This is a genomic window from Streptomyces sp. NPDC033845, from assembly GCF_055576225.1.
In genome coordinates, this window is sequence record NZ_JBVIRI010000007.1 from 225,186 (window position 1) to 242,746 (window position 17,561).

14 protein-coding genes are annotated in these 17,561 nt (G+C 72.4%); 6 read left to right on the plus strand and 8 right to left on the minus strand.

What is annotated here, in order from left to right; all coding sequences use genetic code 11:
* Positions 1-84 precede the first annotated feature (84 nt).
* Positions 85-999, plus strand: a complete 915-nt coding sequence (locus ACZ50K_RS17740; protein ID WP_468903670.1) for an NUDIX hydrolase — start codon at positions 85-87, stop codon at positions 997-999.
* Positions 996-1,841: an MBL fold metallo-hydrolase gene (locus tag ACZ50K_RS17745; RefSeq protein WP_468903672.1), complete on the plus strand. Its 846-nt coding sequence runs from the start codon at positions 996-998 to the stop codon at positions 1,839-1,841. The genes ACZ50K_RS17740 and ACZ50K_RS17745 overlap by 4 nt, the downstream gene beginning before the upstream one ends.
* A gap of 5 nt (positions 1,842-1,846) precedes the next feature.
* Here ACZ50K_RS17745 and ACZ50K_RS17750 read toward each other — a convergent pair whose 3' ends face one another.
* Both ACZ50K_RS17750 and ACZ50K_RS17755 read right to left on the minus strand, forming a co-directional pair.
* Positions 1,847-2,677 carry a nucleotidyltransferase gene (locus ACZ50K_RS17750; RefSeq protein ID WP_468903674.1) on the minus strand — a complete coding sequence of 277 codons (831 nt, stop codon included), beginning with the start codon at positions 2,675-2,677 and terminating at the stop codon, positions 1,847-1,849.
* Positions 2,678-2,930: 253 nt separating this feature from the next.
* Entirely contained in the window at positions 2,931-3,605 is a 675-nt protein-coding gene (locus ACZ50K_RS17755) for a Crp/Fnr family transcriptional regulator (protein WP_003981529.1), read from the minus strand.
* A 462-nt stretch (positions 3,606-4,067) separates the two neighbouring features.
* Between ACZ50K_RS17755 and nth the strand changes: the two genes are divergently transcribed.
* From nth to ACZ50K_RS17770, 3 genes are all read left to right on the plus strand, one after another.
* On the plus strand, positions 4,068-4,874 hold the full coding sequence (gene nth, locus ACZ50K_RS17760) for an endonuclease III (RefSeq protein WP_468903675.1): 807 nt from the start codon (positions 4,068-4,070) through the stop codon (positions 4,872-4,874).
* Between the two features lie 101 nt (positions 4,875-4,975).
* Entirely contained in the window at positions 4,976-5,797 is an 822-nt protein-coding gene (locus tag ACZ50K_RS17765) for an NUDIX hydrolase (protein ID WP_468903678.1), read from the plus strand.
* 13 nt (positions 5,798-5,810) lie between these two features.
* Positions 5,811-7,013, plus strand: a complete 1,203-nt coding sequence (locus ACZ50K_RS17770; protein ID WP_468903680.1) for a MarP family serine protease — start codon at positions 5,811-5,813, stop codon at positions 7,011-7,013.
* 424 nt (positions 7,014-7,437) lie between these two features.
* Here the strand turns inward: ACZ50K_RS17770 and ACZ50K_RS17775 are convergent, their stop codons facing one another.
* The 5 genes from ACZ50K_RS17775 to ACZ50K_RS17795 all read right to left on the minus strand — a co-directional run bounded on the left by ACZ50K_RS17775 (position 7,438) and on the right by ACZ50K_RS17795 (position 14,990).
* Complete coding sequence (locus ACZ50K_RS17775; protein WP_468903682.1) at positions 7,438-8,397, minus strand: alpha/beta fold hydrolase; 960 nt, start codon at positions 8,395-8,397, stop codon at positions 7,438-7,440.
* Positions 8,394-8,852, minus strand: coding sequence for a phage holin family protein (locus ACZ50K_RS17780; protein ID WP_468903685.1), 459 nt, complete (start codon positions 8,850-8,852; stop codon positions 8,394-8,396). The genes ACZ50K_RS17775 and ACZ50K_RS17780 overlap by 4 nt, the downstream gene beginning before the upstream one ends.
* Positions 8,853-8,884: 32 nt before the next feature.
* A complete protein-coding gene (nhaA, locus tag ACZ50K_RS17785) occupies positions 8,885-10,351 on the minus strand; it encodes a Na+/H+ antiporter NhaA (RefSeq protein WP_468903687.1) in 1,467 nt (488 codons plus the stop codon).
* A 216-nt stretch (positions 10,352-10,567) separates the two neighbouring features.
* Positions 10,568-12,571 (minus strand): acetate--CoA ligase, encoded by a 2,004-nt coding sequence (gene acs, locus ACZ50K_RS17790; protein WP_468903689.1) that lies wholly within the window; start codon positions 12,569-12,571, stop codon positions 10,568-10,570.
* A 142-nt stretch (positions 12,572-12,713) separates the two neighbouring features.
* Positions 12,714-14,990, minus strand: a complete 2,277-nt coding sequence (locus ACZ50K_RS17795; RefSeq protein ID WP_468903691.1) for a bifunctional SulP family inorganic anion transporter/carbonic anhydrase — start codon at positions 14,988-14,990, stop codon at positions 12,714-12,716.
* Positions 14,991-15,230: 240 nt separating this feature from the next.
* Between ACZ50K_RS17795 and ACZ50K_RS17800 the strand changes: the two genes are divergently transcribed.
* Positions 15,231-16,535, plus strand: coding sequence for a polysaccharide deacetylase family protein (locus tag ACZ50K_RS17800; RefSeq protein ID WP_468903693.1), 1,305 nt, complete (start codon positions 15,231-15,233; stop codon positions 16,533-16,535).
* Here ACZ50K_RS17800 and ACZ50K_RS17805 read toward each other — a convergent pair.
* A complete protein-coding gene (locus ACZ50K_RS17805) occupies positions 16,504-17,493 on the minus strand; it encodes an ATP-binding protein (protein WP_468903695.1) in 990 nt (329 codons plus the stop codon). The two genes, ACZ50K_RS17800 and ACZ50K_RS17805, sit on opposite strands and share 32 nt — an antisense overlap.
* Between the last annotated feature and the right edge of the window lie 68 nt (positions 17,494-17,561).

Consider the following 17,561-nt stretch of genomic DNA (forward strand, 5'->3'; position numbering starts at 1 on the left):
TTCGCGCACCGCCCGGCCGCGGGCCCGTACCGCGGCCCGCGGCCGGCCCTCGAACATCGGGCCGGATGGCCGTAGCATCCCGCCATGTCCAATGGTCAGCACGGTCCCTCCGCCCAGCCGCCCGGCCGGCCCGCCGGAGGCCAGTGGTACCCGCCCGAGTGGCCCGACCGGATCCGCGCCCTCGCGGACGGCTCGCTCACCCCGGTGGCCCCCAGACGCGCCGCCACCGTGATGCTGCTCCGCGACACCCCCGACGGCCCCGCCGTCCACATGCTGCGCCGCCGCAGCTCCATGGCCTTCGCCGGAGGGGCGTACGCCTACCCCGGCGGCGGAGTCGACCCGCGCGACGAGGACCACCGGATCGGCTGGGCCGGACCCTCCCTCCAGGACTGGGCCGACCGGCTGGGCACCGACCCGGCCACCGCCCAGGCCATCGTCTGCGGAGCCGTCCGGGAGACCTTCGAGGAGGCCGGGGTGCTGCTCGCCGGCCCCGCCGACGGCACCCTGATCCCCGACCTCACCGGGGACGACTGGGAGGCCGACCGGCAGGCGCTGGTCGCCCGGGAGCTGTCCTTCGCCGAGTTCCTCGACCGGCGCGGCCTGCTGCTCCGCTCCGACCTGCTCGGCGCCTGGGCCCGCTGGATCACCCCCGAGTTCGAACCGCGCCGCTACGACACCTGGTTCTTCGTCGCCGTGCTCCCCGAGGGCCAGCGCACCCGCAACGCCTCCACCGAGGCCGACCGGACCGTGTGGACCCGGCCCGGGGACGCGGCCGCCGGCTACGACAAGGGCGAGCTGCTGATGATGCCGCCCACCATCTCCACCCTGCGCTCCCTCCAGCCGTACGCCACGGCCGCCGCCGCCCTGGCCGCCGCCCCCGGACAGGACCTGGCCCCGGTGCTGGCCCGCGCCGCGTTCGAGAACGGCGAGCTGGTCCTCAGCTGGCCCGGCCACGAGGAGTTCACCAAGCGGGTCCGGACGGACGGTGAGCCCCGGTGACCGATGCCGCCGCCCTGCCCGGCCAGCCCCGCGGAGTCGTCGAGTCCGGGCCGGCCACCGCGCGCGCGGTCAACGTGCTGGCGCCCAACGCCTCGGCGATGACCCTCGACGGCACCAACACCTGGCTGGTCTCCGAACCGGACTCCGAGCTCGCCGTGGTCATCGACCCCGGACCGCTGGACGAAGGGCACCTGCGCGCGGTCGTGGCCGCCGCGGAGGCGGCCGGCAAGCGGATCGCGCTGACCCTGCTCACCCACGGCCACCCGGACCACGCGGAGGGCGCCGGCCGCTTCGCGGAACTCACCGGCACCAAGGTCCGGGCCCTGGACCCGGCGCTGCGGCTCGGTGACGAGGGACTGGCCGCCGGACAGGCCGTCCGGGTGGGCGGACTGGAACTGAGGGTGGTCGCCACCCCCGGCCACACCTCCGACTCGCTCTGCTTCCATCTGCCCGCCGACCGGGCGGTGCTGACCGGGGACACCATCCTGGGCCGGGGCACCACCGTGGTCGCCCACCCCGACGGCCGGCTGGGCGACTATCTGGACTCGCTGCGCCGGCTGCGCTCGCTGACCGTGGACGACGGGGTGCACACGGTGCTGCCGGGGCACGGCCCGGTCCTCCAGGACGCGCAGGGGGCGGTGGAGTACTACCTCGCGCACCGGGCGCACCGGCTGGCCCAGGTGGAGACGGCCGTGGAGAACGGGCTCACCACCGCCGCGGCCGTGGTCGCCCGGGTGTACGCGGACGTGGACCGCTCGCTGTGGCCGGCCGCCGAATGGTCCGTCCGGGCCCAGCTGGAGTACCTGCGCGAGCACGGGCTGATCCCGGGGCGCCCCGACTAGACCGCTCAGACCGTGGGACCGGCCGTCTCCGGGGTGTCGCGGGGGCTCCTGGTGCCGTAGCGGGCGCTGTGCTCGTCCGCGAGCCAGGGGCCGAGGTCCTCGACGTAGCCCCGCAGGACCGCCGGGTCCCCGACGGGGTCCAGGGCCTGGGCCGCCGCGGCCCGCATCTGGGCGGCCCGCTCCGGGTGGTAGCGGCCGAAGACCTCGGCGGACTCCACCGGGTCGCTGGTCCAGCCGCCCCAGCGGGGCATCACCAGGGTGAAGCCGGTACGGACCAGCCGGCGGGCGCACCGCCGGACCAGCCGGCGCCGCTCGGCGTCGGTGCGGGCGGCCTCGGCCCGGGCCCGCCAGACGGGCAGCACAGCGGCGAGGTCCCCGTTGCTCTCCCGGGCCAGCAGGGCGTCCGGCCGGTAGCGGGGGAGGTGCTCGGCGAGGTCGGGGCCGAGCAGCGGGGTGCACAGGCAGGCCAGGAACCAGCCCGTGTCGTAACGTTCCTGCTCGCTCAGCAGGCTCTCCCGGGAGCGCAGCAGCAGTTCGGCTCCGTCGATGACCTCGAAGTCCTGGTCGAGGCCCCGGGAGAGGACCTCGGCGATGTCCCGGTCCCGCTGGTCCGGCTGCTGCCGCAGGGCGAGCAGCAGGTTCAGGTCGGAGCGGCCGGGCCGGGCGGTGCCGCGCGGCACGGATCCGTAGAGGTAGGCGCTGTGCAGTCGGCGGCCGTACGCCTCGGCGATCCGGGTGCGGGCCGCGGCGACCGGCGGCCGGAACCCGGCGGGCACCCGGCCCAGGTCGCCCTCGCGCTCGATGAACCCCTGTCCGTCCAGTCCTCGGTGCTCCATGCGGTCCACTGTGCCCGGGTGCGGCCGGCCCGCCCGGGCACCGGCGCCGGAGCCGCCGGAAATCCGGCCCGCGTGGCGGAGCGGGCCGGGCGTGTCGCGGGCGTGTCGGGCCGGTGCAGGGGGCCGGTGCCGGGGCAGGGGGCCGGGGCAGGGGGAGTGCGGGGGTGCGTGCGGGTCCCGGGTACGCGGAAGGGGCCCCGCCGTTCCGGCGGGGCCCCTTCTCCGCTGTTCCGCGCCTCGGCGCGGGCCGGCGTCAGCGCGAGCGCTTCGCCAGCCGCTCCACGTCCAGCAGGATCACGGCGCGGGCCTCCAGCCGGAGCCAGCCGCGACCGGCGAAGTCGGCCAGGGCCTTGTTCACCGTCTCGCGGGAGGCGCCGACGAGCTGCGCCAGCTCTTCCTGGGTCAGGTCGTGGACGACGTGGATGCCTTCCTCGGACTGCACGCCGAAGCGGCGGGACAGGTCCAGGAGGGCGCGGGCCACCCGGCCCGGCACATCGGAGAAGACCAGGTCGGACATCTGGTCGTTGGTCTTGCGCAGCCGGCGCGCGACGGCGCGCAGCAGGGCGGTGGCCACCTCGGGCCGGGCGTTGAGCCAGGGCTGGAGGTCGCCGTGGCCCAGGCCGAGGAGCTTGACCTCGGTCAGCGCGGTGGCGGTGGCGGTGCGCGGGCCCGGGTCGAAGAGCGACAGCTCGCCGATCAGCTCACCGGGGCCGAGGACGGCCAGCATGTTCTCGCGGCCGTCGGGGGAGGTGCGGTGCAGCTTCACCTTGCCCTCGGTCACCACGTAGAGCCGGTCGCCGGGGTCGCCCTCGTGGAACAGGGCGTCACCGCGTGCGAGGGTCACCTCGCCCATGGAGGCGCGGAGCTCCGCGGCCTGCTCGTCATCGAGCGCCGCGAAGAGCGGGGCGCGCCGCAGAACGTCGTCCACGAGTCTCTCTCCTATGTCGACCGGCTCTGGGGACCGTGCTCCCCTATTTTGCCGGACGCTACAAACAGTGCGATCAATCACAAGGATGCCGGACGCGCGAGTGTGCTGTGCGGTGTTACCGGAGGTCCGGCCGGGTGTCATGGCCCGCGCGTGGGCCGATGGAGTGTCCAAGAGGCCTGTGGGACCACAGGCCAAGGGGTTTGCGGGAGTGACCATCCTCGGTGATTCAGCTGTGGGCGAACAGGGGGTTGGTGCCCCCCGAAGCGGCTCCCGAGGTAAAGATTCGGCCAAGAGGGCTGTGCGAAAGCCCAAGCGGGTGACCGGGCGTCAGCCGGCGGGGGTGGCTCCTGGACGACCTCGGCCTCGGTGGCAGGCGGGGCGGGCGGGATCGAGGCCCCTCACGCCAGGCGAATTCGCCCGGTGGCACGGCGCGGCCGCGATCACGCGGCGTAGCCTTCGGTCATGGCAGACAGCAAGGGCCGCAAGGCGGCGCCGAAGCCCGAGACCCATCTGGCGATGGTGCGGCGCGCCCGGAAGATCAACCGTGAACTGGCCGAGATCTATCCCTATGCCCATCCGGAGCTCGACTTCCGGAACTCCTTCGAACTGCTGGTCGCGACCGTGCTGTCGGCGCAGACCACCGACCTGAGGGTGAACCAGACCACCCCCGCGCTGTTCGCGAAGTACCCGACCCCCGAGGACATGGCGGCGGCCGTTCCGGAGGAGCTGGAGGAACTGATCCGGCCGACCGGGTTCTTCCGGATGAAGGCGAAGTCCCTGCTGGGGCTGTCGGCGGCGCTCCGGGACCGGTTCGACGGCGAGGTGCCGGGACGGCTGGAGGACCTGGTCACGCTGCCCGGGGTGGGCCGCAAGACCGCCAACGTGGTGTTGGGCAACGCCTTCGGGGTCCCCGGGATCACCGTGGACACCCACTTCGGGCGGTTGGTCCGGCGGTGGAAGTGGACCGAGCAGGAGGACCCGGAGAAGGTCGAGGCGGAGATCTGCGCGATCTTCCCCAAGAGCGAGTGGACCATGCTCTCCCACCGGGTGGTCTTCCACGGCCGCCGGATCTGCCACTCCCGCAAACCCGCCTGCGGGGCCTGCCCGATCGCCCCGCTGTGCCCGGCCTACGGCGAGGGCGAGACCGACCCGGAGAAGGCGAAGAAGCTCCTCAAGTACGAGATGGGCGGACACCCGGGCCAGCGGCTGAGCCCGCCCGCCGACTACCCGGGCCGGCCGGCCGCCCCGCTGGGCGCGGCCGCCGACTGAGACACGCGCGGGCCGGGGCCCGCCGGAACGAAATGGGCCCCGGCCCGCGTTGCTGCGGGTACGGGCGGTACGAGCGGCACGGCGGTACGAACGGGGTGCGCATGACAGGAGCCGAGCGGAGCGGTCTGACCGCCGAGACGGGCACGGGCGGGACGTACGGGACGGCGGCGGGCGAGCCCTACGGGACGGGGGCCGGCGAGCCCCACGCGACGCCCCGGCCGGACCCGGTGCCGGGCCCCGGGCCGGTACCGGCGCCGGTGCGCGTCAGTGCCCAGGGGCTGCCCGGCTGGCTGGAGCCCGTGGAGCGGGCCGCCCGGACCGTGCGCCCCCGGGAGCTCAGCCGGTTCCTGCCCCCGGCCGACGGCCGCGGCCGGCAGTCCGCCGTACTGATCCTCTTCGGCGAGGGCGCCGACGGCCGGCCCGAGCTGCTGCTGATGGAACGTGCCGGCACCCTCCGCTCGCACGCCGGCCAGCCCTCCTTCCCCGGCGGTGCCCTCGACCCCGAGGACGGGGACCCGGCCACCACCGGCCCGCTGCGGGCCGCCCTGCGCGAGGCGGAGGAGGAGACCGGCCTGGACCCGGCCGGGGTCCAGCTCTTCGGGGTGCTGCCCAGCCTCTACATCCCGGTCAGCGAGTTCGTGGTGACCCCGGTGCTGGGCTGGTGGCACACCCCCAGCCCGGTCGGCGCCGTGGACCCGGCCGAGACCGCCCGCGTGTTCACCGTGCCCGTGGCGGACCTCACGGACCCGGCGCACCGGGTCACCGTGGTCCATCCGGGCGGCCACCAGGGACCGGCCTTCACCGTGGCATCCGCCCTGGTCTGGGGTTTCACCGCCGGGGTGATCGACCGGCTGCTGCACTTCGCCGGGTGGGAACTGCCGTGGGACCGATCACGTGAGGTCCCGTTGGACTGGCGCGCATGAGACGGTGGCCCACGTGAACGTGCTGGACATCCTGTTGCTGGTCGCCGCCGTGTGGTTCGCGATCGTCGGCTACCGCCAGGGGTTCGTCGTCGGCATCCTGTCGGTGATCGGCTTCCTCGGCGGTGGCCTCGTCGCCGTGTCCCTGCTCCCGCTGGTCTGGGACAAGGTGACCGACAACGGGAACCAGGTGTCCACCCCCGTGGTGATCGCCGCCGTGGTCGTGATCATCGTCTGCGCCTCGGTGGGCCAGGCCCTCACCACCCATCTGGGCAACCGGGTCCGACGCCACATCACCTGGTCACCGGCCCGGGTGGTGGACGCCACCGGCGGCGCCCTGGTGAACGTGGTGGCCATGCTGTTGGTGGCGTGGCTGATCGGTTCCGCCCTGGCCGGGACCTCGCTGCCCACCCTCGGCAAGGAGGTCCGCAACTCCAAGGTGCTGCTGGGGGTCTCCCGGATCCTGCCGAACCAGGCCGACACCTGGTTCTCGGACTTCAGCTCCACCCTGGCCCGCAACGGCTTCCCCCAGGTGTTCAGCCCGTTCTCCAACGAGCCCATCACCGAGGTCCGGCCGCCCGATCCGGCCCTGGCCAACAGCCGGGTGGCCGAGCGCGCCAAACGCTCCATCGTCAAGGTGGTCGGCACCGCCCCCGGTTGCAGCAAGGTCCTCGAAGGCACCGGCTTCGTCTTCGCCCCCGGCAAGGTCATGACCAACGCCCATGTGGTCGGCGGGGTCGGCGAACCGACCGTCCAGGTCGGCGGCGAGGGCCGGCTCTACGACGGCCGGGTGGTGCTCTACGACTGGGAGCGCGACATCGCCGTCCTGGACGTGCCCCGACTGAAGGCCGAACCGCTGGAGTTCACCGAGGAGGACGCCACCGGTGGCAGCGACGCGATCGTGGCCGGCTTCCCGGAGAACGGCGCCTACGACGTCCGGGCCGCCCGGGTCCGCGGCCGGATCAACGCCAACGGACCGGACATCTACCACCGGGGCACCGTGCGCCGCGACGTCTACTCGCTGTACGCGACGGTCCGTCAGGGCAACTCCGGCGGACCGCTGCTCACCCCCGAGGGCAAGGTGTACGGAGTGGTGTTCGCCAAGTCGCTCGACGACCCGGACACCGGCTACGCCCTCACGGTCGACGAGATCCGGGACGACATCCGGATCGGCTCGACGGCCCGTCAGCGGGTGGACAGCCAGGGCTGCGCCCTCTGACCGGCCGGCCTCCGCCGGCTCTTCGCCGGACCGTGTTCGGGGCTGCTCGCCGGATCCCCCGCCGCCGGACCCCGGGCCCGGGACGGAGCGCGCACGCCGGGCGTACCGGGTGCGCCCCTGGGGTCATGTGCGCTGATGCCGGATGCGGGCCGAGACCCAGCGGGCCCGGCGGCGCAGGATGAGGGGGATCCCGAGACGGGGGTCGTGCCCCCGTCGGACCGCCCTGTCGCGGGTGCCCGGCGTCGTGGCCGAGCGGGTTTCGCGTGCGGATTCACCGTAGTCGTGCGTCCAGCCCATACTTCGACCTCTGCCCGGGCCCCAAGGTCGGTAACCGCGTTCCGGAGGGCCAATTGGCCTATGCGCCGGGCAATTGATCGATCCTCGTGCGCGTGTGCGAGCCGTCGGGCGGGGTTCTGCCGGACCGTCAGCGGTCGGGTTCGGGGTCCTTCAGCCAGTTCACCAGCTCGGTGGAGAAGGCCTCCGGGTCCTCCTCGTGCGGGAAGTGCCCGAGGCCGTCGAACAGCCGCCAGCGGTAAGGGGCTTCGACGTACTCCCCGGAGCCGGCGGAGCTCCGGGTGCGCATCACCGGGTCCAGCGAGCCGTGCAGATGGAGGGTGGGCACCCGCACCGGGCGCTTCATCCGCCGGTTGAACTGGATGCCGTCCGGCCGGGCCAGCGAGCGGACCATCCACCGGTAGGGCTCGATCGAGCAGTGCGCGGTGGAGGGGATGCAGATGGCCCTCCGGTAGACCTCCAGGTCCTCCTCCACGGGCTGCCGGGGGCCGGACCAGTCCCGGATCAGCTCGCCGGCCAGCGCGCCGCCGTCCGCCTGCAGTTGGCGCTCCGGGATCCAGGGCCGCTGGAACCCCCACACATGGGAGCCGGCCCTGCTCTGCGCCGGGTCCGAGAGCATGGCCGAGCGCCAGCGGCGCGGATGGGGCATGGAGGAGACCACCAGCCGGCGGACCAGCTTGGGCCGCATCACGGCCGCGGTCCAGGCCAGGTAGCCGCCCAGGTCGTGGCCGACGAGCGCGGCGTCCGGCTCGCCGAGGGACCGTACGACCCCGGTGATGTCCAGGGCCAGGTTGGCCGGGTCGTAGCCGCGGGGGGTGCGGTCGCTGCCGCCGACCCCGCGCAGGTCCATGGCCACCGCGCGGAACCCGGCGTCCGCGAGGGCGGTCAGCTGGTGCCGCCAGGTCCACCAGAACTGCGGGAAGCCGTGCAGCAGCAGCACCAGCGGTCCGTCGCCCAGTTCGGCGACATGGAACCGGGCGCCGTTGGCGGCCACGTCCCGGTGGATGACCTGGCGCCCGCCGGGGATCGCGATCCGTACGGCCGACGAGGCGGTCGGCGGGCTGCTGGGGTCCGGGGCGGTCGCTGTCATGACGACGAGCGTGCCACACCCACGGCCTTGTCACTGACCGGCCTCGGGTGCGGCTTCACGGTTCCCACCACGGCCGCGGTCCGCTTGACGGAGGCGATGCTCTTCTCCGGCGGCTTGACCTTCTTGAACTTGGCGACCGCCAGCAGCCCCAGCAGGGTGGCGAGGAGCAGGAAGGCCACGCCCACGATGAGGAAGGACCAGGCCAGGCCCAGCCCCAGGTTGTGGATGCCGTAGGCGGCGGCGAAGCTCAGCACCGGCAGGGAGAACAGCGCCAGCACCCCGGCGACGCCGAGGGCGGTGCCGCCGATGCCGACCCGGCGCACGTCCTGGCGGATCTCCGCCTTGGCGAGGGCGATCTCGTCGTGCACCAGGGCGGACATCTCGGCGGTGGCCGAGGAGACCAGCTGGCCGAGTGTGCGCTCGGCTCCTTGCAGCCCCTGGTCCTCGTTGCTCATCGCGCTCTCCCTCTGTCGTCCTGTCCTGTGCGTCAGTCAGATGATGCCGGACGCGCGGGGCCGGTGCCGGACCCGGTGCCGGAGCCGATGCCCGAACCGGTGCCTGAACCAGTGCTCGGCCGGGCGGCCGCTTCGGCCCTGCGCCGGTGCTCGGCGGCCTTCGCCTCGTGGATGGCGGCCATCCGGAGGTGGTACTCCGGGTTGTGCTCCTCGTAGATGTCCGGGATGCCGTCCCCGTCCTCGTCGCGCTCCTCGGCGCTGGTCAGCGCGCGGTACTTGCGGTCCCGGAGCTTGAGCAGGACGCAGGCGACCAGGGCGGCGATCAGCGAGCCGATGAGCACGGCCGCCTTGATCTCGCTGGTGAGGGCCGGATCCTCGGCGAAGGCGAGTTCGCCGATCAGCAGGGAGACGGTGAAGCCGATGCCGGCCAGCGAGGCCACCGCGAACACGTCCGGCCAGGCCAGGTCCTCGTTCAGCTCGGCCTTGGTGAAGCGGGCGGCCAGCCAGGTGCCGCCGAAGATGCCGAGGGTCTTGCCGAGGACCAGACCGAGGACCACACCGAGGGTCTCGGGGCGGGTGAAGACCTCGGCGACCGCCTTGTCGGAGAGCGAGACCCCGGCCGAGAACAGGGCGAACAGCGGGACGGCGAGTCCGGCGGACACGGGCCGGACCAGGTGCTCGATGTGCTCGCCCGGGGAGTGCTCCTCGCCCTCCCGGCGGGTGCAGCGGAGCATCAGGCCCATGGCCACGCCGGCGATGGTGGCGTGCACCCCGCTGTTGTACATCAGGCCCCAGACGACCAGGGCCAGCGGGACGTAGACGTACCAGCCGCGGACCCCCCGGCGGAGCAGGAACCAGAACAGGGCGAGGCCGACGAGGGCGCCGCCGAGGGCGGCGAAGTCGATCTCGCTGGTGAAGAACACCGCGATGATCATGATGGCGAATAGGTCGTCCACCACGGCCAGGGTGAGCAGGAAGGCGCGCAGGGCGGAGGGCAGCGAGGTGCCGATGACCGCGAGCACGGCGAGGGCGAAGGCGATGTCGGTGGCGGTGGGCACGGCCCAGCCGTCCATGGAGCCGCCGCCGGTGAGGTTGACGACCGCGTAGACCAGGGCGGGGACGGCCATGCCGCAGAGCGCGGCGATCACCGGGAGGGCGGCCGCCTTGGGGTCCTTGAGGTCCCCGGCCACCAGCTCGCGCTTGAGCTCGATACCGGCCACGAAGAAGAAGATCGCCAGCAGTCCGTCGGCGGCCCAGTGCTGGAGCGAGAGGTCCAGGCCCAGGGCGGAGGGGCCGATGTGGAAGCCGATGACGGAGCGGTAGCTGTCGCTGATGGCGGGGACGTTCGCCCAGACCACGGCGGCGATGGCGGCGATCAGCAGCAGGACGCCGCCGACGGTCTCGGTGCGCAGGGCGTTGGCCACGAACCGACGCTCGGGGAGCGAGAGGCGTCCGAGGAGCTTGCGGCTCTGGGGGTCGGTGGGGCTGGGCGTGGCCACGGCGGGCACCTCCGGGTCGGTCGGCGGGTACGACAAACGATCTTGCCGACCAGACTTCCCGGCGCACCTGTGGTTCTTGACGTTTTCCCTACGCTACAGGGTGGGCCACGAGGGGGCGCCGCTTGGTGCGGTGATCACACTTTATGCGCGAAAGGGACATCCGGCGCGCCCGCCCGGATGTCCCCCTCGTCTCCGCCCCGCCTCCGGCGGGGCCGGTCAGTCCTCGCTGGAAGCGCTCGGCAGCTTCGTCTGGATCAGGTCCATGACCGAGGAGTCGGCCAGCGTGGTGACGTCACCGACCGCCCGGTTCTCCGCCACATCGCGCAGCAGCCGGCGCATGATCTTGCCGGAGCGGGTCTTCGGCAGTTCCGCCACCGGCAGGACCCGCTTGGGCTTGGCGATCGGGCCCAGGGTGGCGCCCACGTGGTTGCGCAGCTCCGCGACCAGCGAGTCGTCCTCCGAGGCGGTGCCGCGCAGGATGACGAAGGCGACGATGGCCTGGCCGGTGGTCTCGTCGGCGGCGCCGACCACCGCCGCCTCGGCGACCGCGGGGTGCGAGACCAGGGCGGACTCGACCTCGGTGGTCGAGATGTTGTGGCCCGACACCAGCATGACGTCGTCCACCCGGCCCAGCAGCCAGATGTCCCCGTCCTCGTCCTTCTTGGCGCCGTCGCCGGCGAAGTACTTGCCCTCGAAACGGGACCAGTAGGTGTCGACGAACCGCTGGTCGTCGCCCCAGATGGTGCGCAGCATGGAGGGCCACGGCTCGGTCAGGACCAGGTAGCCGCCACCGCCGTTCGGGACCTCGTTCGCCTCGTCGTCCACCACGGTGGCGGAGATGCCCGGCAGGGCGCGCTGGGCGGAGCCCGGCTTGGTCTCGGTCACCCCCGGCAGCGGGGAGATCATCATCGCGCCGGTCTCGGTCTGCCACCAGGTGTCCACGATCGGGCAGCGGTCGCCGCCGATGTGCTTGCGGTACCAGACCCAGGCCTCGGGGTTGATCGGCTCGCCGACCGACCCGAGGACCCGCAGCGAGGACAGGTCGAACTTCGCGGGGATGTCGTCGCCCCACTTCATGAACGTCCGGATGGCCGTCGGCGCGGTGTACAGGATGGTGACCCCGTACTTCTGGACGACCTCCCAGAACCGGCCCTGGTGCGGGGTGTCCGGGGTGCCCTCGTACATGACCTGGGTGGCGCCGTTGGCGAGCGGCCCGTAGACGATGTAGGAGTGCCCGGTGACCCAGCCGATGTCGGCCGTGCACCAGTAGACGTCGGTCTCCGGCTTGAGGTCGAAGACCGCGTGGTGGGTGTAGGCCGCCTGGGTGAGGTAGCCGCCGGAGGTGTGCAGGATGCCCTTGGGCTTACCCGTGGTCCCCGAGGTGTAGAGGATGAACAGCGGGTGCTCGGCGTCGAAGGCCTGCGGGGTGTGCTCGGTGGACTGGCGTCCGACCAGCTCGTGCCACCAGACGTCGCGGCCCTCGGTGAAGGCGGTGTCCTGGCCGGTGCGCTGGACCACCAGGACGTTCTTGACCTGCGGACACTTGGCGACGGCCTCGTCGATGGCCGGCTTGAGGGCGCTGGGCTTGCCGCGCCGGTAGCCGCCGTCGGCGGTGATGACCAGCTTGGCGTCGGCGTCCTGGATGCGGGAGGCGACGGCGTCGGCGGAGAAGCCGCCGAAGACCACCGAGTGGGCCGCGCCGACCCGGGCGCACGCCAGCATGGCGACGACGGCCTCGGGGATCATCGGCAGGTAGACGGCGACCCGGTCGCCGGCCTGCACGCCGAGCTCGGTGAGGGCGTTCGCGGCCCGCGACACCTCGTCCTTGAGCTGGGCGTAGGTGATCGTCCGGCTGTCGCCGGGCTCGCCCTCGAAGTGGATGGCGACGCGGTCGCCGTGTCCGGCCTCCACATGGCGGTCCACGCAGTTGTAGGCGACGTTCAGCTTGCCGTCCGCGAACCACTTCGCGAAGGGCGGGTTGGTCCAGTCGAGCGTCTCGGTCGGCTCGGTGGCCCAGTGCAGCCGCCGGGCCTGGTCGGCCCAGAAGCCCAGCCGGTCGCTGTCCGCCTGCTCGTACGCCTGCGCCGTGACGTTCGCGGCGGCGGCCAGCGCGGCGGGCGGCGCGAATCGCCGCTCCTCCTTGAGCAGGTTGGCCAGGCTTTCGTTGCTCACGACATCTCCCTTTCCCAGGGTGTCCGTTGTGTCCCGGGCATAGCTCATCAGGCGGATGCCCGGGTGACAAGGGGTAACCGGAAATTGGTTTAGACCTTTTAGGGGTGGGTCCGCAGAAACGGATGGCCCCCTCCCGCAGCCGAGTGCGGGAGGGGGCCATCCGATGGCACGGATACCGGAGCGTATCGGTTCAGGCGGGCGCCGGTGCCGCCGACGGGCTCCGATCGGCCGGAACCACGCTGTCGAAGACCCGGCAGTCGAAGAAGTCCATCCCCTCGGAGAGCAGATAGGCCTGCGCCTCGCCCACGTGGAAGTACATCCCGTGCAGCTCCAGGGTGCCCTCGGCGAGCCGGCGGGCCACCGACTCGTGCGCCTTGAGGTGCTCCAGCTGCTGCACCACGTTGGTCAGGCACAGCTGCTCCACCGCGTCGGCCGGCAGCCGCCCGGAGATCCGCGCCCAGGCGTGGTGCCGGCTGACCATCCGGGCCAGGCTGGGCTGCCCGTGCCGCAGCCAGCGGCGCAGCGGGGTCATCGGTGTCCCCGGCTCGCCGGGCGCCGAGTTGAGGAGGGCCTGCATCGCCCCGCAGCCGGAGTGGCCGCAGACCGTGATGCTGTCCACCTCCAGCACGTCCACCGCGTACTCGATGGCGGCGGCGACCGAATCGTCCCCGGACTCGGCCCCGGGCAGCGGCACCAGGTTGCCGACGTTGCGGACGGTGAACAGGTCCCCCGGACCACTGGAAGTGATCATGCTGGTGACCAGCCGGGAGTCGGCGCAGGTCAGGAACAGCTGGGAGGGCCGCTGACCCTCCCGGGCCAGCCGGGCCAGCTCGTCCCGGACATGCGGGGCGGTGTCGCGCTGGAAGGCGCTGATACCGCTGGCCAGCCGGCCACGGGCGTCGCGGGGCGGCTCGGCCGGCTCCTCGGGCCGCTGGTCGCAGTGGTTCTGCCAGGGGGTCCAGGGGCGGCAGCACTGGTGCGCGCCGCGTCCGCCCTCGCCCTGCTGCTCGCCGATCCGGGCCCCGGAGCGACCGGTGACCTCCACCGAACCGCCGTGTGCCCGGTGGGAGTCCTGCCAGTCGTGCAGGGTCTCGTAGGCGGCGTGGTCCATGAAGGAGCCGTCCAACTCGACCACGGCGTGCCCGTGATGCGGGATCTGGCCGAGCACCCGGCTCAGCCGCGGCACCGCAAGGAAGGTCAACTGCCCGCGCGCGCAGACCTTGTGGACCCCGTCCTGTTCCTCCAGGGTGATCCGGGTCCGGGCCAGCCGGTGCAGGGCCACGGCCACCGCCACGGCGATCCCGATCGCGACCCCTTCGAGCACCCCGCCGAGCACCACGGCCACGATGGTGGTCAGATAGACCACGATCTCCCGGTGCCGGGTGACGCTCCGCAGATGGGTGATGTTCACCATCTGCACCCCGACCGCCATCACCAGCGCGGCCAGCGCGGCCAGCGGGATCAGATCGAGCACCGGCACCAGCAGCGCCGCCGCGAGCATCACCCAGACGCCGTGCAGGATCGAGGACCGGCGGGTGGCCGCCCCCGACTTGACGTTCGCCACGCTGCGCACGGCCACACCGGTGACGGGCAGTCCGCCGAGGGCGCCGGAGACGATGTTGGCCGCGCCCTGCCCGCGCAGTTCGCGGTCGAGGTCGGCTCGCGGCGGGCGGCTCGCGGTGTCCCGCTCGCTCGCGATCAGCTTGTCGAGGGCGACCGCGGACAGCAGCGACTCCACACTGCCGACCAGGGTGATCGTCAGGACCGCGGCGATCAGGCCCAGCACCGGGCCCTCGGGCATCTCGGGCAGTGCGTGGCTGCTCCAGGACGGCAGGTCCACCCGGGGCAGGGTGAGTCCGGCCAGGGCGGCGCCGGCGGTGGCGGTGGCCACCGCGGCCAGGGCCGCGGGGATCTTCCGCAGGGCCCGGCCGGCCCGTCCGGGCAGCCGCGGCCAGGACAGCAGCACCAGCAGGGTCAGCGCGCTGACCCCGAGGGCGGCCGGATGCGGATTCGCCAACTGGGCGGGCAGTCCGAGGACGTTGTCCACGGCCGAGCTCTGCGGGCTGCCGCCGAGCACGATGTGCAGCTGGGCGAGCGCGATGGTCACACCGATGCCGGCCAGCATGCCGTGGACGATGGCGGGGCTGACCATCAGCGCCGACCGGGCCGTGCGCAGCAGGGCGAGACCCAGCTGGCAGACGCCGGCGAGCACGGTGATGGCGCAGGTGGTGCGCCAGCCGTAACGCTGGATCAGTTCGGCGGTGACGACGGTGAGTCCGGCGGCGGGGCCGCTCACCTGGAGCGGGGCGCCGCCCAGCCGCGCGGCCACGATCCCGCCGACCGCCGCGGCCACCAGACCCGCCTGGAGCGGGGCGCCGGTGGCCAGGGCGATGCCGAGGGACAGGGGGAGGGCGATCAGGAATACGGCGATGGACGCGGAGAGATCGGCGGTGCGGGGGTTGCTCACAGGTCCCGTCTCCTCGGGGCAGGGGAGGGTGAAGCGGCGGGAATCTCAACACTCAGTAAATGGATGGTAATGGAGAGTAAAGAAGAATGTTTGACATAACGGTCAAATGGGCTACTTAGTCCCTCTCTTGAGTGAATAGGCATTTATTACGGCTTGTCACACCTTCCTAAAAGAAGACCGCATGGGACGTTGCGCCCCGGAAGTCCCGCACGGGAACCCCGAGGCAGAGGTGGTCGGAACATGGCCGTCACGAAGAAGATCGCCGGCGGCCTGGTCGTCGCCACGGCCCTGGCGCTGGGGCTGGCCGGCTGCAGCGCCCCCGCACCGGGCGGCCCGGTGCCGGCCGGCGGGCCCGGCGCGAAGAAGGGGCCCGCGGCACCCGCCGTACCGGCCCCGGGCAGCGTGCTCCGGCTGATCGGGGACGGCTCCACCTCCTACACCGGCGCCCAGCCCCACGCCGGGACCCCGGCCAAGCTGGCCCCGGGGGAGACGCCCCCGCAGTTCGTGGTGTTCTCCTGGGACGGCGCCGGCGAGGACAGCCAGAAGCTGTTCTCGCACTTCCGCAAGGTGGGCCGGGAGAACAACGCCCGGATGACCTACTTCCTCAGCGGGGTCTACATGCTCCCGGAGGAGAAGCGTTCGCTCTACACCGCTCCCCAGCACGCCTCCGGCCGCTCCGACATCGGCTTCGGCGACCTCCAGGGCATCAAGGACACCGCCACCCAGGTCCGCGAGGCCTGGCAGGAGGGCAACGAGATCGGCACCCACTTCAACGGCCACTTCTGCGGACCCGACGGTGGGGTCGGGACCTGGTCGGTGGAGGAGTGGAAGAGCGAGATCGAACAGGCGAAGTCCTTCGTCAAGAACTGGAAGACCAACGCGGGACTGAAGGGGGAGAAGGCCCTCCCCTTCGACTACGACAAGGAACTGATCGGCGCCCGCACCCCCTGCCTCGAAGGCCAGAAGAACTTCATGCTCGCGGCCAAGGACATGGGCTTCCGCTACGACTCCAGCGGCATCAGCAAGCAGCAGTGGCCCAAGAAGACGGACGGGTTGTGGGACATCCCGCTCCAGCTGGTCCCGATCCCGGGCCGGGCCTTCGAGACGCTGAGCATGGACTACAACTTCATGGTCAACCAGTCCGGGACCACCTCCCAGGGCGACCCCTCCCAGCACACCTACTGGGGCAACCAGATGCGCGACGGCCTGCTCCAGGCCTTCGAGCGGGCCTACAGCGGCAACCGCGCGCCGCTGATCATCGGCAACCACTTCGAGTCCTGGAACGGCGGCACCTACATGCGTGCCATCGAGGAGACCATCGAGACCGTCTGCAACCGGAAGGACGTCCGCTGCGTGCCGTTCCGGGAGCTCGCCGACTGGCTGGACGCCCAGGACCCCCGGCACATCGAGTGGATGCGCACGCTGGACGTGGGCCAGGCGCCGAAGGAGGGCTGGGCCAAGTTCCTGGCCTCCGGCCCGGCGCCGTCCCCGGCCCCCTCGGCGCCCGCGGCGGTCACGCCGGCTGAGGAGCGGGAAGCGGAGTAGCGCCAAGGACGAATCCGGGGTCGACCTGCGCCGACAGGTCGGCCCCGGTCTTCGCGTTGCCCCAGCTCTCGGCGTTCCGCAGGTGGAAGTGGACCATCTGCTCGGTGTAGCGGGCCCAGTCCCGGAGCGCGTAGGAGTCCTCGGCCGCGTCCTGGAGGGCCTGCAGGGCCATCCGGTTGTCCGCCTCCAGCAGCTCGAAGCGCGGCGGGCGGCCCTTCTCCATCGACCGCACCCAGTCCGAGTGCCCGACGGTCACCAGCAGGTCCTCGCCCGCCTCGGCGCGCAGGAACTCGATGTCCTCCGGGCCCTGCACCTTGTTGCCGACCACCTTCAGCGCCACCCCGAAGTCCCGCGCGTACTCCTTGTACTGGCGGTAGACGGAGATCCCCTTGAGGGTCGGCTCGGCGACCAGGAAGGTCATGTCGAACCGGGTGAACATCCCGGAGGCGAAGGAGTCCGAACCGGCCGTCATGTCGACGACCACGTACTCGTCCGGGCCGTCGACCAGGTGGTTCAGGCAGAGCTCCACGGCCCCGACCTTGGAGTGGTAGCAGGCCACCCCGAGGTCGGACTCGGTGAACGGGCCGGTGGCCATCAGCCGGACCGGCTCGCCGTCGAGGACCAGCTCGCGGGCACAGGCCCGGTAGACCGGGTTGTCCTCGCGGACCCCCAGCAGCCGGGAGCCGGCCCCGGGCGGGGTGGTCTTGATCATCGACTCGGCGGAGGCGATCCGCGGGTTGGACCCCCGCAGGTAGTCCTTGATCAGCGGGAGCTGGGCGCCCATCGCGGGCAGCGCGGCGGCCTCCTCCTCGGTCAGCCCGAGGGCGGTCCCGAGGTGCTGGTTGATGTCGGCGTCCACCGCGACCACCGGGGCCTCGTTGGCGGCAAGGTGACGGATGAAGAGCGAGGACAGCGTGGTCTTGCCGCTGCCGCCCTTCCCCACGAAAGCGATCTTCATGTTCACCTAGCGTAGTGCCACGGTGGCTTTGCGTGGTCAAGGTGAGTGAAGAAGACCACTCGAAGGTG

What these genes read in the sequence shown, in the direction of transcription:
- ACZ50K_RS17740 (WP_468903670.1), top strand. Translation starts at nt 85, where the DNA reads ATGTCCAATGGTCAGCACGGTCCCTCCGCCCAGCCGCCCGGCCGGCCC.
- ACZ50K_RS17750 (WP_468903674.1), bottom strand. Translation starts at nt 2,677, where the DNA reads ATGGAGCACCGAGGACTGGACGGACAGGGGTTCATCGAGCGCGAGGGC.
- nth (WP_468903675.1), top strand. Translation starts at nt 4,068, where the DNA reads ATGGCAGACAGCAAGGGCCGCAAGGCGGCGCCGAAGCCCGAGACCCAT.
- ACZ50K_RS17765 (WP_468903678.1), top strand. Translation starts at nt 4,976, where the DNA reads ATGACAGGAGCCGAGCGGAGCGGTCTGACCGCCGAGACGGGCACGGGC.
- ACZ50K_RS17775 (WP_468903682.1), bottom strand. Translation starts at nt 8,397, where the DNA reads ATGACAGCGACCGCCCCGGACCCCAGCAGCCCGCCGACCGCCTCGTCG.
- ACZ50K_RS17780 (WP_468903685.1), bottom strand. Translation starts at nt 8,852, where the DNA reads ATGAGCAACGAGGACCAGGGGCTGCAAGGAGCCGAGCGCACACTCGGC.
- acs (WP_468903689.1), bottom strand. Translation starts at nt 12,571, where the DNA reads ATGAGCTATGCCCGGGACACAACGGACACCCTGGGAAAGGGAGATGTC.
- ACZ50K_RS17800 (WP_468903693.1), top strand. Translation starts at nt 15,231, where the DNA reads ATGGCCGTCACGAAGAAGATCGCCGGCGGCCTGGTCGTCGCCACGGCC.
- ACZ50K_RS17805 (WP_468903695.1), bottom strand. Translation starts at nt 17,493, where the DNA reads ATGAAGATCGCTTTCGTGGGGAAGGGCGGCAGCGGCAAGACCACGCTG.